Here is a 17,432-nt window from a genome sequence, read left to right as displayed (position 1 = left end):
CAAAGGCCTAGAGCCAGAGCCGTGCGCTTAGAGTTGCGGTGACCTTGTAGGAGCGCACTTGTGCGCGACCATCCGACGGAGAGGTACACCCCAGCGCTGCGGTCGCGCACAAGTGCGCTCCTACAAGGGGACGCAGGTCATGGGTGTGGATAAGGGTTTTGGTCAGCTTTTATTGTGGGAGCGCACCCTGTGCGCGACAAACCTACGGAGCGATACGCTCGGGCGTGGCGGTCGCGCACAGGGTGCGCTCCTACAACGGCTGGTCTCTATTGCGCCGCAGACGCTGTCGCCGCTACCGGCGCATGCGCCAATTCATCCGCCGACCAACCGCCACCGACATCGCCCATCAATGACACGGCATCCAGCAGCCTCTGCTGCTGCACGCTCAAGGCATCCTGCTTGGTGCTCAACTCGGTCGTCTGCGCCAACGCGGCCGTCGTGTAATCCACCGTGCCGGCCTGGTATTCGTTGAAGGCGATCTGCGATCCACGAGTGGCATCTTTGACCGCAGCGTCGAGCACCTGCGCTTGTTGGGCGAGGATGTTGATGCCGGAGAGATCGTCTTCCACGTTCTGGAAGGCACCCAGCACCGTGCCGCGATAATTGGCGACAGCGGCTTCGTAGTTGGCGCGGGCGGCGGCGACTTCGCCGTGGCGTGCGCCAGCGTCGAAGATCGTTTCGCTCGCGTCGGCGCCCAGCGACCACACATGATTGGCCACATGCAGCAGGCCGGCGAGCGGGGACTGCGAGAAACCATCCGCTGCAGAGAGTGACAGCGACGGATAGTAGGCGGCGATCGCGACACCAATGGCGGCATTCTGCGCAGCCATCTGACGCTCGGCTATCGCGATATCAGGGCGGCGCTGCAGCAGCGTGGAAGGTACGCCGGCGGGGACCTGGGGCAGGGTGGGGAGGGTGGCGTTGTGGGGAACGTCGAGCTCCTCGGGGTTCTTGCCCACCAGCACGGCGATGGCATGCACGTCTTGCGCACGCGCCACGCCCAGCGCGATCAGTTTGGATTGCGCGTTCTCCAGCTGCGTGCGCGCCGTGATGACATCCGAGGGCGCGATGGTGCCGGCCTTATCCTGGTTGGCGACGACGCGCAGGTATTCCTTGTCCGCGTCGACGGTCTGCTGCAACAGGTCGATGTTGGCGTCGGAGACGCGCAAGTTGATCACCGCCGTGGCAAGTGCGATTTGTTCGGACAAGGTGGCGTTGGCGAGAGTCGCCTGGCTCGCCTGTGCGGTGGCCTTGTTTTCCTCGACCGTGCGGCGAACCTTGCCCCATAGATCCGGCGCCCAGCTCACATTGCCCTCCAGCGAACCGGAGGTGCTCACTGGAGTCAGGTGTTCGACGCCGCTGCCGGCGTTACCGGCGGCCGAGCGCTGCTTGCTGCCCGAGCCGCTGATGCCGATGGTGGGGAACAGCGCACTGCGTGCCACCTGCACTTCGGCGACGGCGGCCTGATAGTTGGCGTAGCTCTGCGCCACCGTCTGGTTGGATACCGCCACTTGCGGTTCCAGCTCGTCGAGCAGCGGGTCGTTGAAGGCCTTCCACCAATCGCCCTTGGGTACGTCGTCGGCGGGCGTGGCAGAGGTCCAGCCGGGCATCTCTTTGTACTGGGTCGGTACGTTGACCTGCGGGCGGTGGTAGTCGGGACCCACCATGCAGCCGCCGAGCAGCGTCGCCAGCGAAACGGCCAGTAGATGGCGGGAAAAGATCTTGTTCATGCTTTTGCGTCCGATCGGTTCCACGGCAGGCTCTCGGACCAACGCGCCAGGCGTGCGCGCAGGCGGTCGAGGTATAAGTAGATCACTGGCGTGGTGTACAAGGTGAACACCTGGCTGAATATCAGGCCGCCCATCACCGTGATGCCCAGCGGCTGGCGCAGCGACGCGCCCTGGCCGATGCCGATCGCCAGCGGTACGGCGCCTAGCACGGCTGCCGCCGTAGTCATCATGATGGGGCGCAGTCGCACCACGGCGGCGTCGTGGATCGCCTTGCGCGGCTCCAGACCCTCGTCGCGCTGCAGGTGGATGGCCACGTCGATCATCATGATTGCGTTCTTCTTCACGATGCCGATCAGCAGGATGATGCCGATCATCGCGATCACCGAGAACGGCGTGCCGAAGATCAGCAAGGCCAGCGTCGCGCCGATGCCCGCCGAGGGCAGGGTGGAAAGAATGGTGATGGGATGCACGGTGTTCTCGTACAGGATGCCCAGCACGATATAGACCGCCGCGAGTGCCGCGAGTATCAGCAACGGCATGGTGCCCATGGACTGCGCGTACACCTGCGCCGCACCGGCGGTCGCGCCATGGATGGAAGCGGGCATGCCCAACTCCTGCGCCGCTTCATTGATGGCGGCCAGGCCGTCGCTGAGCGAGCCGCCCGGCGGCAGGTTGAACGAGATGGTGCCGGCGACCAGGCCGCCCTGGTGATTCACCTGGGTGGCCGTGTGGTTGCTCACATATGACGCCAGCGCGGGGAAGGGCACCAGGGTTTCCGCCGAGGTGCTGTCCGCACTGCCGCTGGAGCTTCCGCCCTTGGCGTTGGCGATGGCATTGGTGAGCTGGTTGGCCTCGGCGTCGCTGTTGCGCGAGTTGGTGCTGGATGTCGTCGTGCTCGTGGTGCTGGCGGCGACGCCGCTCACGATGGATTTGGACATCTGCGTCTGCTGCGTACCCGATGCATTGCCAGCGGCTGTGCTGAAGCGGATGCGATTGATGGTCTGCGGGTATTGCCAGTACTTGGGCGCCACTTCCATCACCACGAAGTACTGGTTCAGTTCGTTGTAGATGGTCGAGACGGTGCGCTGGCCGAAGGCGTCATAGAGCACGCTGTCGATCTGGTTGGGCGCGAAGCCGTAGCGCGCCGAGGTGGCGCGGTCGATGTTCACATACAGCTGCAAGCCGTTCTGCTGCAGGTCCGAATTCACGTCGGTGATGCGGTCGTGGTACTTGCCCAGCGCCGTCACCAGGCGCGGCACCCAGGTGAACAAGGCCTCCGGATCGTCGCTGGTCAGCGTGTACTGATATTCGGAGGCCGATTGCCGGCCGCCGATGCGCAGATCCTGCGCCGCCTGCAGGAACAGCTTGGCGCCCGATACCGCGTTGAGTTTGGGACGCAGGCGATCCACCACCTGCGCGGCGGAAATCTTGCGCTCGGCCAGCGGCTTCAATTCGATGAACACATTGGCCGTGTTGAGCGCACGACCGCCGGTGAAGCCGGCCACAGAGGCGACCGCCGGATCCTTTTGCACGATGGCCTGCAATTGCGCGAGCTTTTTCTGCATCGCCTGGAAGGAGATGCTCTGGTCGGCAATGATCTGCCCGTTGAGGATGCCGTTGTCCTGCTCGGGGAAGAAGGTCGAGGGCACTAGCCGGATCAGCACCACGTTGAGCACGATCAGGCCGATCAGGGTGAGCATCACCGCGAACGCATGATCGAGCACCACCGCGAGCGAGCGCGCATACGCCTGCCGGAAGCGCTCGAATTGCCGTTCGTACCACACCGCCCAGCGCGCCTTGGAATGCAGGGACTTGCGGCTGATGACGAAGGCCGCCATCGCCGGCGTCACCGTGAGCGAGATCACCAGCGAAAACAGGATGGCGATGGACAGCGTCACGGCGAACTCGTGGAACAGCAGGCCCACGATGCCCGGCATCAGCAGGATCGGCAGGAACACCGCGATCAGCGAAAGGCTCATCGAAATCACGGTGAAGCTCACCTCCGCGCTGCCGACCATCGCGGCCTCGCGTACGTCCATGCCCGCTTCGACATGGCGCACGATGTTTTCCAGCACCACCACCGCATCGTCCACCACGAAGCCGGTGCCGATGGTCAAGGCCATCAGCGAGAGGTTGTCGATGCTGTAACCCAGCAGGTACATCGGTCCGAAGGTGCCGACGATGGACAGCGGCAAGGCCACCGCCGGCACCAGCACGGCGCGCGGCGATTGCAGGAAGATATAGACCACGCCGATCACCAGCAGCACGGCCATGAACAGCGTGCGCTCGGTGTCGTTGACTGCCGCGTTGACCGACTGCGAGCGATCCACCGCCACGCCCACATGCACGTTGTGCGGCAAGGTGGCTTCGATCGACGGCAGCGCCTTGCGAATCTGCGCCACCGTCTTGACGATATTGCTGCCCGGCAACGGGTACACGATCACCAGCACGGCGTCCTGGCCGTTGTAGAGGCCGGCGTTGCGCAGGTTTTCCGCCGAATCGAGCACCTGCGCCACGTCGCGCAACTGCACCGGCGAGCCATTGCGATAAGCGACGATCAGATCGCGATACGGCGCGGCTTTGTTGATCTGGTCGTTGGACAGCACTTCGAAGCGTTGGCCGTTCTGGTCGATATGACCTTTCACGCTGTCTGCGTTCGCCGCGCTGATTGCGGCGCGAACATCCTCCAGCCCGATGCCGTAACTATTGAGCTGGTCCGGTTCCAGTTCCACACGCACTGAGGGCAGCGCACTGCCGCCCAGGGTGATCTGGCCCACGCCGTCGACCTGCGAGAGCTGCTGCTGGATCACCGAATCGGCCGAGTCGTACAGCTGCGCGCGGGTCAGCGTTTTTGACGTGAGCGCGAGCACCATGATCGGCGAGTCGGCCGGATTGAACTCGCGGTAGGTCGGGTTGTTGCGCAGCGTCGTCGGCAGGTCGGCGCGAGCCGCCTGGATCGCCGCCTGCACGTCGCGCGCCGCGCCGTTGATATCACGGTTGAGGCCGAACTGGATGACGATCTGCGCCGAGCCGACGGTGCTGGTGGAGGTCAGCTCGGAAACGTCGGCAATCGTGCCCAGTCGACGCTCCAGTGGCTCGGCCACGGTCGCAGCCATGATGCTGGGACTGGCGCCCGCCATGCTCGCCTGCACCACCACCACGGGGAAGGTGATGTTCGGCAGCGGCGCCACCGGCAGGTGGAAATACGCGAGCATGCCCGACAGCAGGATCGCCACGGCCAGCAGCGTGGTCGCCACCGGCCGCTTGATGAAGACGCCAGGGATGTTCACGCGCCTTCCCCAGCCGCCTCTTCAGGCAGGCGCTGGCGGCGGAAACGCTGGGCCAGCCGGTCGAAGTAGAGGTAGATCACCGGCGTGGTGAACAGCGTCAGCAACTGGCTTAGCAGCAGGCCGCCAATGATGGCCAGGCCCAGCGGACGACGCAGCTCCGAACCCGTGCCCGAACCCAGCAGCATCGGCAAGGCGCCCAGCATCGCCGCCAGCGTGGTCATCAGGATGGGACGGAAGCGCAGCAGGGACGCCTCGAAGATCGCTTCCTCCGCGGGCTTGCCGTGTTCGCGTTCGGCTTCGAGGGCAAAGTCCACGATCATGATCGCGTTCTTCTTCACGATGCCGATCAGCAACACGATGCCGATGATGCCAATCACATCCAGATCGCTGCCGGCAATCATCAACGCGACCAGCGCGCCGATGCCGGCCGAGGGCAGGGTGGAGAGAATCGTCACCGGATGGATGAAGCTCTCGTACAGCACGCCCAGCACGATATAGACGGCGATCAGGGCGGCGATGAGCAGGTAGACCTCGCTGGACAGCGAATCCTGGAACGCCTGCGCCGCGCCCTGAAAGGTGGACGTGATCGACGTCGGCAGATGCACCGCTGCCTCGGCCGCGTTCACTTCCTTCACAGCCTTGCTCAGCGAGGCGTCCTTGGCCAGGTTGAACGACACGGTGACGGCCGGGAACTGGGATAGATGGCTGATCACCAGTGGCGACTTGGTGATCTTGATGGTGGCGATGCCCTTGAGCGGCACATGGCCGCTGCTCGCCGTCTGGCTGGGCAGATACAGATCACCCAGCGATTCCACCGTAGGAATGCTTTCCGGCTTGGCCACCAGGATCACGCGGTACTGGCTGGCCTGTTCGAAGATGGTGGAAACAATGCGTTGGCCCAACGCATCGTAAAGCGCGTTGTCGATGGTGGCGGCAGTGATGCCGTAGCGCGCCGCCAGCTGGCGGTTCACTTCGACATTGACGGCCAGACCATCGTTGTTGAGATCGCTGGTGACGTCGGTGATCGACTTGATGTTCTTCAGTCGCGTGATCAGCTCAGGTACGTATTGCTGGAAGGCCTGCTGGTTGGGCCCGCGCAGTACGAACTGGTACTGGTTTGGCGAGATGGTGGTGTCGAGCGTGAGGTCCTGCTCGGGCTGCATGTACAGCTTGATGCCCGGGATGTTGGTCACTTCCTGCTGGATGCGACGCGAAATTTCCGCAGCGGTGGACGAGCGGTCGTCGCGCGGCTTGAGGTTGATCAGGAAGCGGCCGTTGTTGAGCGTGGTATTGGTGCCGTCGATGCCCACGTACGAGGTGAGGCTGGCTACGTCCTCGTCCTTGAGGATGGCATCGGCCAGCTGTTTCTGGCGATCCACCATCACTCCATAGGAAACGGAGTTGTCCGCGACGCTGATGCCTTGCAGCACACCCACGTCCTGCACCGGGAACAGGCCCTTGGGGATGACGATGTAAAGCACGATCGTGAGCGCGAGCGTGGCGAAGAACGTCAGCAGCGTCGCCATCTGATGCGCCATCACGAAGTGCAGGCCGCGCTTGTACGCCGCCAGCGTCTTGTCGAACAAGCCTTCGCTGATGCGTTCGAAGCGGCTGGGATGGCGATCGGCCTGCGCCTTGAGAATGCGCGCGCACAGCATCGGCACCAGGGTCAGCGACACCACCGCCGACAGCACGATGGTCACCGCCAGCGTCACCGCGAACTCGCTGAACAAGCGGCCGATCACGCCGCCCATGAACAGCAGCGGGATCAGCACGGCAATCAACGACACCGTCAGCGAGAGGATGGTGAAGCCGATCTGGCCGGCGCCTTCGAGCGCGGCTTCCAGCGGCGTCTTGCCTTCCTCCAGGTAGCGCACGATGTTCTCGATCATCACGATCGAGTCGTCCACCACAAAGCCCGTGGCGATGATCAAGGCCATCAGCGACAGGTTGTCGATGGAATAGTTGAGCTCGTACATCAGCGCCAGCGTGCCGACCAGCGAGACTGGCACCGAGATGCTGGGAATGATGGTGGCCGGCAGGTTGCGCAGGAACACGAAGATCACCAGCACGACCAGGATCACCGCGAGGATCAGTTCGAACGCGGCGTCATTGACCGAGGAGCGGATCACGCCGGTGCTGTCCGTAACCACTTCCACCTTCATGCCAGCGGGCAGGGTGGACTCCAGCTGCGGCAGCTGCTTCATGATCTGGTTGACGGTGGCGATCACGTTGGCGCCGGGCTGGCGTTGCACGTTGAGCACGATCGCCTGCGTCTTGTTGAACCACGCGCCTTGCTCGGTGTTCTGCGCGGCTTGCGTGACGCGGGCCAAATCGCGCAGATAAACCGGCGACGAGTTCTGGTACGAAATGACGGTGTCCAGATAATCCTGCGGATTCTGGATCTGATCGTTGCCGTTGATCGTGTAGTCGAGATCGGGGCCGTCGAAGTTGCCCTTGGGCTGGCTCACGTTGACGTTGGCGATCAGCGAGCGCAGGTCATCGATATTGAGGCCGTAGCCAGCCAGCTTCTTGGGATCGGCCTCGATGCGGATGGCCGGCACGTTGCCGCCCGCCGGCGTCACCAGGCCCACCCCGGGCACCTGCGAAATCTTCGCGCCCAGGCGGTTGTTCGCCACGTCCTGCAATTGCGGTAGCGACATGGAGTTGGAGGTGACGGCCAAGGTGAGAATCGGGCGATCGGCCGGATTCACCTTGGCATAGGTCGGCGGTGCCGGCAGGCCGGAGGGCAGCAAGCTGTTCGCCGCGTTGATAGCCTCCTGCACATTCTGTTCGGCCACGTCGAGATTGAGCGACAGGTCGAACTGCAGCGTGATGATCGACGCACCCGCCGAGCTGTTGGAGGTCATCTGCTGCAGGCCGGGAATTTCACCCAGCTGCACTTCCAGCGGCGCCGTTACCGTGGTGGCCATCACCGATGGGCTGGCGCCTGGATAAAACGTCTGCACCTGGATCGTCGGATAGTCGACGTTGGGCAGGGACGACACCGGCAGGAACTTCATCGCCACGAGGCCCACCATCACGAGGGCGATCATCAGCAGCGAGGTGGCTACCGGCCTGATGATAAACAGGCGGGAAATATTCATCGGTTCTTGCGCCCGCGACTCACGACGACGCGCTGGCGGCGTGCGCGCGCTTGCCAGTGTGCGTGGCGGCAGGCGCGCCTGCGCTGCTGGCGCCGGCCGGATGCGGTTGCGCGATGCGGATCTTCGCGCCGTCGCTGAGGCGGTCCATGCCGTCGGTCACCACCTGCTGGCCGGCGGTGAGGCCGGCAAGGATGGCGGTGGATTTGCCGTCGCTGGGGCCGGGCGTCACCTTGTGCACGGATACCGTCTGGTCCGCATTGACCAGATACACATAGTCGCCGGGCGCGCCGCTCTGCACCGCCGAGGTGGGCACCAGCACCGCCTTCTGCAGTGTGTCGACCAGCATCTGCACGTTGACGAATTCGTTGGGGAACAACGCTTCGTCGTCATTGGCGAAGGTGGCGCGCAGCGTGACCGTACCGGTGCTGGTGGCCATCTGGTTGCTCAGTGCGTACAGCGTGCCGGTGGCGACCTGCTTGCTGTTGTCGCTGCTATAGGCGGTGACCGGCAGCTTGGCGCCGCCGTTCACGCGTTGCAGTACTTTGCCCAGCGAATTCTGCGGCACGGTGAATTGCACCGTGGTCGGCTTCATCTGCGTGATGGTGACGATGCCGGGCGAGGTGGACTGCGTCACGTAGTTGCCCGGATCAACCAGGCGCAAACCCACACGGCCGGCTACCGGCGCAGTGATATGGCAATAGGCGATGTCCAGATCGTCCTGCGCGATGGCGGCCTTGTCCGCCTTCACGGCCGCTTCGTTCTGCGCCACCGTGAACTTCTGGTCGGCATAGGTCTGTTCGGCGATCGACTTCTGCTCATGCAACTGGGTGAAGCGGACCAGGTCAGCGCGTGCCTGATCGAGCGTCGCCTGATCCTTGGCCAGCTGCGCTTGCGCTTGCTGCTTGTTGATCTCGTACTGGCGCTGGTCGATCTGCGCGAGGAACTGGCCTTTCTCGACGTCCTGGCCTTCCTGGTAGCCCACGCCCGTCAGGTAGCCGCTCAGTTGCGGCAGCACGTTGACCGTTGCCACCGGCGTGACCGTGCCCAGCGCGGTGAGCACTTCGGGCATATCGCCAAGCGTGGCGGTGGCGGCACTCACCACTTGGGGTGGCTGTCCGGTTTTGGTTTTTTGCCCGGAGAGGATATGGACCACGATCAGCACGAGCAGGATCACGATGATCACGGCCGCGATCAGTACGCCACGCTTCCTACGAGGGTGCCCGGACGTTTGGGCAGTGTCGGCACTCATCGACCATCTCCCAGCAACTCAAGTATGCAATTCACAAGACCAACCATTCGTATCGTTGTTCGCGAGCACGATGCGGCGACGATGTTGCGCCGTGACGTCGTGTTGACTGACTTCTAACGATCCGTGGTCCATGTGGTTGACCCGGGCAGGGGCGCGCGCGGCCATGACTTTGCCCGCAAAGCGCGTGGGCGCGGGGCTGACATGCAATGGAAAAAGTGATGGCACAAGCGTTGTCACGGACGAGTGATGCCTCGCGGCAAGACGCAGGTCCTTAGCTGCTTGATTAAGAAATATTCATCTAAGGTCGATCAGACCATGCGCGTGCGCTTCCACCAGTTCGTGACCTTTTCCTCGCGCACCAGCGTGAAGAGTCCCGAACCAAGAATGAGCGCGATGCCGATCAGCATGAACCAATCCAGGTGATCGCCGAACAGCCAGTAGCCGAAGAAAATCGCCCACAGCATCTGGCTGTATTGGGTGGGTGCGATGCGATTGGCGGGCGCGTGATGGGTGGCGAGCATCAGCAACACGCCGGCAAGCCCGGCGAGCAGACCGTAACCGGCCAGCAACCACCACTGATGCAGATCCGGCCAGATGAAACTTGGCAGCATCAACACGCCGCCGCTCACCAGCGGACCCATCACGCCGGCGCCGTAAAGGCTGATGCGTTTTTCATGCGGACCGGCCATGCGCAATGCGACCACCGATACCGCACCGGAAAGACCACAGGTCATCGCCGCCAGGTGCCCCACGCCGAGCTCGCGAAAACCCGGCCGCAGCACCACCAGCACGCCGAGGAAGCCTACGATCACCGCCGACCAGCGTCGCCAGCCCACGTGTTCCTTCAAGAAAATCACCGACAGCAGCGTCACGAAGATCGGCAACAAGAAAATCAGCGCAAACGCTTCGGCCATCGGCAAGGCGGTGAAGGCGATCACGGCGGAGATATTGCAGATGGCGCCGGTGATCGCGCGGATCCACCACAGGTGCGGCTTGCGTGCGGTGAACACGTCGAGATAGCGATCGCCGGGGTTACGGATGAAGGGCAGGGCGCTGAGCATCAGCACCGCGCCGAAGAACACCGCTTCATAGGCCGGCAACGTGCCGTGCAGCGATTTGACGAACGCATCGCTGATCGCATAGGCGGCGTAGCAGGCAAAGCCGAGTAACACACCTTTCAACATGGACGATCCGGCGGGGGAGCGGAATGTCGGCCGTCATGCCCCGACCAGGCCGGCCGCAGGCGGTACCGCGGTGATCCGGGCTCGACGTTGGGCTAGACGGCGCGTGCGTCCCAGCCAGGACTGGGACGCGGGAATACGCATGGTCCCACAGCCCGTCACGCACGCCTACCCCGGGCCTGCTGCACCCCGCCATGATTCATCCCGTGGGCCGGGCTAGAATGGGGGATTGTCCCCTACGTCACGGAACTTCAAGCATGCCCGCTCGCCTGAATCCCCTCGATCTCTATGACGTCCGCTCCCTGCTTTCCGATGAGGAGCGCATGGTGCAGGACACCGTCGGCCGTTTCGTCGACGAGCGCGTCTTGCCGATCATCGGGGACTGCTTTGACCAGGCCCGTTTCCCCAAGGAACTGGTGCCGGAAATCGCCAGCCTGGGCCTGCTCGGCGCCACGCTGCCGGAGAAATACGGCTGCGCCGGCATGAACGGCGTCAGCTACGGCCTGATCTGCCAGGAGCTTGAGCGCGGCGATTCGGGCCTGCGCAGCTTCGCCTCGGTGCAGAGCTCGCTGTGCATGTACCCGATCTACGCCTACGGCACCGAAGAGCAGAAAATGCACTACCTGCCGAAGATGGCGGCGGGCGAAATCATCGGCTGCTTCGGCCTGACCGAACCGCACGGCGGCTCGGACCCGGCCAACATGAAGACCAACGCCAGGAAAGACGGCGGCGACTGGGTCATCAATGGCGCCAAGATGTGGATCACCAACGGCAATGTCGCGCACATCGCCATCGTGTGGGCGCAGACCGAGGACGGCATCCAGGGCTTCATCGTGCCGACCGACAGCAAGGGTTTCGCCGCGCAGGAAGTGCACAAGAAGATGAGCCTGCGCGCGTCGGTGACGTCCGGCCTGTTCTTCGACAACGTGCGCGTGCCCGAAGCCAACCGACTGCCGAACGTGAAGGGCCTGAAAGGTCCGCTGGGCTGCCTCACGCAGGCGCGCTACGGCATCACCTGGGGCCCGATCGGCGCGGCCCAGGCCTGCCTGCAGGAAGTGCTCAACTACACCCAGGACCGCATTTTGTTCGGTCGCCCGCTGGCCTCCAACCAGGCGATCCAGATCAAGCTGGCCGAAATGGCCCGTCGCATCACCATGGCGCAGCTGCTGTCGCTGCAGCTCGGCCGCCTCAAGGACGCCGGCAACATGCAGCCGACCCAGGTGTCGATGGCCAAGTGGAACAACTGCCGCATGGCCATCGATATTGCGCGCGAATGCCGCGACATCCTCGGCGGCGCGGGCATCACCACCGAACACGTGGCCATTCGCCATGCGTTGAACCTGGAATCGGTGATCACCTATGAGGGCACCGAGACGGTGCATCAGCTGGTGGTGGGCCGTGAGTTGACGGGGATTAATGCGTTCTGAGGAACGCGCTTGCGTGCGCCCCTCCTAGTCGTCATTCCGGCCTGCGCCGGAATGACGGTGAGGGAGAACGGACGTTGTCGCCGAGATTCCTATGAGCTGGCAAACCATTCGCATCGAAACCGAACGCCTCGTCCTGCGCCCGCCGCAGGCCGAGGACTTTGATCGCTGGGCGGCCAACATGGCCGACCCCGAGTCGGCCCGCTTCATCGGCGGCCAGCAACCGCGCGCCGTCGCCTGGCGCGGCTTCCTCACCATGGTCGGTTCGTGGGCCATCCAGGGTTTTGGCATGTTCTCGGTGATTGAGAAGGACACGGGGCGCTGGATCGGTCGCATGGGTCCGTGGTTCCCTGAGGGCTGGCCGGGTCGCGAAGTCGGCTGGGGGCTGGCGCGGCATGCATGGGGCAAGGGATTGGCGATGGAAGGCGCGGTGGCCTGCATGGATTTCGCCTTCGACCATCTCGGCTGGGATGACGTGATCCACAACATCGATCCAGCCAATGCGCCGTCGCAGGCGCTGGCGGCAAGGCTCGGCTCGCGTTTGCGTGGCCCCGGCCGTTTGCCCGAGCCCTTCCAGGATGCCCCGGTCGAGATCTGGGGGCAGACTCGCGACGAATGGCGTCGACGCGCATGAGCCACGTCACGCCCGCGCTGTACGCCACCCTGGCCGAGATCGTGCCGGAGCTGCACGTGCATTGCGTGGAGCCGTGGTGCGTGATCGGCAGTGCTGCGGCCTTGCTTGCCGGCGCGGATGTCGGCGTGGCCGATGTGGATCTGCTGGTGTCGCGCGCTGATGCGGATACTTTGATGACGCTGTGGGCTGAGCGACGTGAATCGGTCTACGAACCGGCAGGCGCCGAACGTTTCCGTTCGCATTTCGCACGCTTTCGGTTTCCTGGGCTGCCCGTCGAGGTGATGGGCGGGCTGGAGCTCAATCAGGGCGATGGCTGGAAGCCGGTGGAGGCCGGACGGTTGACCCTGGTGGGCCTCAATGGTCTCGCGGTGCCGGTGCCTTCGCTCGACGATCAGATTCGCATACTTGAAAGCTTCGGACGTGAGAAGGACGCACAACGTGCGAAAGCGCTCCGCGCTCTAGCCTCCTCTCCGCGCCGGGGAGAGGACTGAGGTGAGGGGCGGGTGCTCGCGATGACGCTGCTACGAAGCCTGCTTCGAACAGGCCATGCCGCGACCGTGGCCCCTCGCCCCAGCCCTCTCCCCTGCGGGGAGAGGGAGCAAAGGCGCAGCCAGCTCGCGCTGCTTCGCTTCGAATTGACACACCAAATTTCAGCCGTCCAAACGGCCACTCGTTGACGAGACCTCAAGCCACCATGACCGCCATCCCCTACACCCTCACGGCCCGCCATAAAGGCTTCAACCGCGCCGAGATCGTCGACCAGAATTTCATCGAGTTCGTGCAGCTCTGGCAGGGCGATGTGCATGCGCCGCTGGGCGGCCACTCGCCGGTGTTGCCGGGTAGCGCGCTCAACGGCCAGGGCTTTCGCGAGCTGCTCGAATCGCAGCTGATCAGTCGACATCTCGATTTGATGGCGCGCGTGCTGCGCGTGCAGAACAAGGTGTTCTACACCATCGGCTCCAGCGGTCACGAAGGCAATGCGATGGTGGCGCGCCTCACGCGGCATACCGATCCGGCCTTCCTGCATTACCGTTCCGGCGGCTTCATGGCCGAGCGCTTCCGCAAGCTGCCGGGCATGGATCCGGTGATGGATTCAGCGCTGTCGTTCGCCGCCAGCATGGAAGATCCCGCTTCTGGTGGCCGCCACAAAGTGTGGGGCAGCAAGCCGTTGTGGGTGTTGCCGCAGACGTCCACCATCGCTTCGCACCTGCCCAAGGCGCTGGGTACGGCCGTGGCCATCGAGCAGGCGCGCCGCATCGGCCACAAGCTGCCGATTCCGGAAGACAGCATCGCGATCTGCTCCTTCGGCGATGCCTCGTCCAACCACGCCACCGCGCAGACCGCGTTCAACGCCGCGGCATGGACGGCCTACCAGAAGCTGCCGGCGCCCGTCCTCTATGTGTGCGAAGACAACGGCATCGGCATCTCGGTGAAGACGCCCAATGGCTGGGTGGCGAACAACTTCCGTCATCGGGCCGATCTCGACTACTTCTACGCCGACGGCCTGGACCTGGCCGAAGGCTATGCCCAGGTGCAGGAGGCGGTGGAACACTGCCGCACCACGCGCCGTCCGACCTTCCTGCATCTGCGCACCACGCGCGTGATGGGCCATGCCGGCACCGATTTCGAAATCGAGTGGCGCAGCGTGGAAGAGTTGTTTGCCGTCGAAGCCTCCGATCCGCTGCTGCGCTCGGCGGAAATCGCGCTCTCGTCGGGTCTGTACACCAAGGAATCGCTGCTCGCGCTGTACGAAGCCACGCGCAAGCGCTGCTTCGAGGCGGCCGAAGATGCCGATCGTCGCCCGCGCCTGAGCACGCTGGAGCAGGTGATGAAGCCGCTCGCGCCGTATACGCCGGCCGCCGTGAAGGCCGAAGCTGAGCGCATCGACTATCAGGACCGCCGCCTCGCCGCGTTCGGCAGCGAAGAGAAGCTGCCGGAGAATCTGCCGCCGCGTCATCTGGCCATCCAGATCGGCCAGGCGCTGCACGACATCATGGCCAAGTATCCCGAGTCGCTGCTGTTCGGCGAAGACGTGGCGCAGAAGGGCGGCGTCTACACCGTCACCAAGGGCTTGAACAAAACCTTCAAGGGCAGCCGCGTGTTCAACACGCTGCTGGACGAGACCATCATCCTCGGTCTCGCGCAGGGCTATGCCAACATGGGCATGCTGCCGCTGCCGGAAATCCAGTATCTGGCCTATTTCCACAACGCATGCGACCAGATCCGCGGCGAGGCGGCCTCGCTGCAGTTCTTCTCCAACGACCAGTTCCGCAATGCGATGGTGATGCGCGTGGCCAGCCTGGGTTACCAGAAGGGCTTTGGCGGGCACTTCCACAACGACAACTCGATCGCCGCGCTGCGCGATATTCCCGGCCTGGTGGTCGGCTGCCCGAGCCGCGGCGACGACGCGGCAACGATGCTGCGCACGATGACTGCGCTGGCCAAGGTCGACGGCCGCGTGTGTGCGTTCCTCGAGCCGATCGCGCTGTATATGACCAAGGATTTGTACGAGGCGGGCGATGGCCAGTGGCAATTCGGCTATCCCGCGCCGGGCGAGGCCATGACGCTGGGCGAAGGCCGCGTCTACGGCCAGGACGCCAACGACCTGGTGGTGTTCACCTTTGGCAATGGCGTGACGATGGCCTTGCGCGCCGCCCGCACGATCGAAGCGGAGCTGGGCTGGAAGGTGCGCGTGGTGGACCTGCGCTGGCTGGCGCCTCTCAACGACGCCTTCATCGCGGCGCAGGCAAAGTCCGCCAAAAGGATCATCGTGCTGGACGAAGGCCGCAAGAGTGCTGGCGTGGGCGAGGGCATCATCACCGCCATCGCCGAGGGGGGCTGCGGCGGCACGCCGCTGGAGCGCGTTGTCGGTGCCGACACCTACACGCCACTAGCCGGTGCAGCCTTGCTGGTTTTGCCGGGCGATGCGGATGTAGTCGCCGCGGCCCGCAAGCTGGGCTGACCGGCGGCAGGGTGGCGCCGGGCAGCCGGCGCCACGTCGTCTCCATCGCGACGGGCACGAATGCACGGTCACGCGAGGAGGCTTTCATGGATTACCGTTGCTTAGTGTTGCTGGGTTTCGCGCTTGCCTGCACCGCTTGTTCGCAGCAAGCGGAGGACAAGGCGACTGCTGGCGCCGCACGGCAGGCCCCGGCGCCGGCTTCCACCTCAGTGCCCGCGCTCGCCACCAGCGCAAGCAGCCCCAGCGGCCTGACCTATCTTTACGACCTGATGCAGCGCCCGGATTTCTCCACGGCATTCGCCGCGCTGTACGGCGGCGACCAATTGCCTGCCTGGACCAGCCAGGGCGGCGTCGCGACACCGGCGCAGCAGGTCATCGTCCATGGCCACACGCAACTGCTCGCTACCGCCTGCAAGCCGCATGACTGCCCGGCCGAACGCATTTTGATTCTCTACGACGAGAACACGCACGCGATGTCCGGGTTGTTTGCGCGTCGCAAGGCCAATGCGTTGAACGATGCGGACAGCAATGATCCGGCCAATGACGATTTGCTGTGGCTGGGGTCGCCGGATGAGGCGTCGAAAGAGTTGCTGCGGCGGAAGCTTTATTCGCCGAATTGAGGGCAGCCCTCGCGTTCCGTTTCCCCTGTGTGGGAGCGCACCCTGTGCGCGACTGGTTATCGCGATGAGGTCGAAGTCTTGGGTAGAACTGAGGCAGTCGCGCACAGGGTGCGCTCCCACAAGGGCGAAACTGAGGTGCTCTCGCGCACAGGCTGCGCTCCTACAACGACGATCGCGGGTTCCGCGCGCCCCGCAACCTCCACCACTCCGCCCCCCCGAATACACACCACCAACCACGCCATCCCACTGACATACCCAGCCATCACATCGCTGACCGTTTCCCTGTGGGAGCGCACCCTGTGCGCGACTGGTTATCGCGATGAGGTCGATGTCTTAGGTAGAACTGAGGCAGTCGCGCACAGGGTGCGCTCCCACAAGGGCGGAACTGTGGTGCTCTCGCGCACAGGGTTCGCTCCTACAACGACGATGGCGGGTTCCGCGCGCCCCGCAACCTCCACCACTCCGCACCCCCAATACACACCACCAACCACGCCATTCCGCTGACATACCCGGCCATCACATCGCTGAAGTAATGCACTTGCAGCACGATGCGACTGAGGCCGATCACGCTGATCATCGCTACCGCGCCGGCCACCACCCAGCGATGCAAGCGATGCGGCAGCAGGCGCAGCAGCACATAGGCGAGCATGCCGTAGAACACCATCGCGCCAAACGCGTGGCCGCTGGGAAAACTCCAGCCGTGTTCCACCAGGTAGCCATGGTTGTGCAGCGGGCGCGGTCGCTCGAACCACGCCTTCAGGCCGCTGTTGATCGGCACCACGCCGGCCATGGCGAGCGTCCAGCAAGCGGCAAGCCGCAGCTGCCGCTTGAACAACAACACGCCAAGGACCACCACTGTGATGGCCGCCACCGTGCCGAGGTCGCCCAGATGGGACACGGCCGCCACCAGTCGCAGCGCGCCGGGCTGCACGGCGCTGCGCAGATCTTCGGCCAGCGTCTCGTCGAAGGCCGGCAGCCAGCGCGTGGCTTCCTCCTTGAGCGCGATGGCGATGGCCGCAAACAGCAGGCACATCGTCACCAGCAGCAGGAACGCCGTGAAGCCGCGCAATGCCACGGGCTCACGGCCGGCGGCCAAGGTCTTTACCACGTGATGGCGATTCCATTGCCATGCCAGATCGCCGGCCAGCAAGGCCGCTACCAGCAACACCGCCCACAGCGGCAGGGCGTGCGTGGCGATCCATTCAATCCAGTCATTCATGCGCAGTCCTCGATGC

General features: G+C 64.2%; 11 protein-coding genes. 5 read left to right on the top strand and 6 right to left on the bottom strand.

Translation table 11 applies throughout. The features are described 5' to 3' along the window. Positions 1 to 266 precede the first annotated feature (266 nt). The 5 genes from AC1DE1_RS10430 to AC1DE1_RS10410 form a co-directional block, all read right to left on the bottom strand. Positions 267 to 1,730 (bottom strand): efflux transporter outer membrane subunit, encoded by a 1,464-nt coding sequence (locus AC1DE1_RS10430; RefSeq protein WP_477177363.1) that lies wholly within the window; start codon positions 1,728 to 1,730, stop codon positions 267 to 269. Then, on the bottom strand, positions 1,727 to 5,020 hold the full coding sequence (locus AC1DE1_RS10425; protein WP_477179075.1) for an efflux RND transporter permease subunit: 3,294 nt from the start codon (positions 5,018 to 5,020) through the stop codon (positions 1,727 to 1,729). Before AC1DE1_RS10425 ends, AC1DE1_RS10430 begins: the two co-directional genes overlap by 4 nt. After that, entirely contained in the window at positions 5,017 to 8,127 is a 3,111-nt protein-coding gene (locus AC1DE1_RS10420; RefSeq protein WP_477177365.1) for an efflux RND transporter permease subunit, read from the bottom strand. The genes AC1DE1_RS10425 and AC1DE1_RS10420 overlap by 4 nt, the downstream gene beginning before the upstream one ends. A gap of 19 nt (positions 8,128 to 8,146) precedes the next feature. Beyond that, positions 8,147 to 9,310, bottom strand: coding sequence for an efflux RND transporter periplasmic adaptor subunit (locus AC1DE1_RS10415; protein WP_441603675.1), 1,164 nt, complete (start codon positions 9,308 to 9,310; stop codon positions 8,147 to 8,149). 374 nt (positions 9,311 to 9,684) lie between these two features. Further along, positions 9,685 to 10,560, bottom strand: coding sequence for a DMT family transporter (locus AC1DE1_RS10410; RefSeq protein WP_441611392.1), 876 nt, complete (start codon positions 10,558 to 10,560; stop codon positions 9,685 to 9,687). 254 nt (positions 10,561 to 10,814) lie between these two features. On the opposite strand from AC1DE1_RS10410, the gene AC1DE1_RS10405 reads away from it, so the two are divergent. The 5 genes from AC1DE1_RS10405 (at position 10,815) to AC1DE1_RS10385 (ending at position 16,197) form a co-directional block, all read left to right on the top strand. Beyond that, positions 10,815 to 11,984 (top strand): acyl-CoA dehydrogenase family protein, encoded by a 1,170-nt coding sequence (locus tag AC1DE1_RS10405; protein WP_441603677.1) that lies wholly within the window; start codon positions 10,815 to 10,817, stop codon positions 11,982 to 11,984. Between the two features lie 91 nt (positions 11,985 to 12,075). Beyond that, positions 12,076 to 12,615 (top strand): GNAT family N-acetyltransferase, encoded by a 540-nt coding sequence (locus tag AC1DE1_RS10400; protein WP_477177366.1) that lies wholly within the window; start codon positions 12,076 to 12,078, stop codon positions 12,613 to 12,615. Next, a complete protein-coding gene (locus tag AC1DE1_RS10395) occupies positions 12,612 to 13,106 on the top strand; it encodes a nucleotidyltransferase family protein (RefSeq protein WP_477177367.1) in 495 nt (164 codons plus the stop codon). Before AC1DE1_RS10400 ends, AC1DE1_RS10395 begins: the two co-directional genes overlap by 4 nt. Before the next feature lie 203 nt (positions 13,107 to 13,309). Next, the gene (locus AC1DE1_RS10390; RefSeq protein ID WP_477179074.1) at positions 13,310 to 15,577 is read left to right on the top strand and encodes a thiamine pyrophosphate-dependent enzyme; all 2,268 of its coding nucleotides are present in this window, start codon (positions 13,310 to 13,312) and stop codon (positions 15,575 to 15,577) included. 11 nt (positions 15,578 to 15,588) lie between these two features. Next, complete coding sequence (locus tag AC1DE1_RS10385; protein WP_477179073.1) at positions 15,589 to 16,197, top strand: Ivy family c-type lysozyme inhibitor; 609 nt, start codon at positions 15,589 to 15,591, stop codon at positions 16,195 to 16,197. Positions 16,198 to 16,612: 415 nt separating this feature from the next. On the opposite strand, the gene AC1DE1_RS10380 is transcribed toward AC1DE1_RS10385, so the two are convergent. After that, positions 16,613 to 17,416, bottom strand: coding sequence for a phosphatase PAP2 family protein (locus AC1DE1_RS10380; protein ID WP_477179072.1), 804 nt, complete (start codon positions 17,414 to 17,416; stop codon positions 16,613 to 16,615). Positions 17,417 to 17,432: the final 16 nt, after the last annotated feature.

The sequence above is a fragment of the Dyella sp. 05T440 genome, assembly GCF_056395965.1.
Note: the sequence above shows the minus strand (reverse complement) of the source record. Positions and strands in the feature narration are given on the sequence as shown.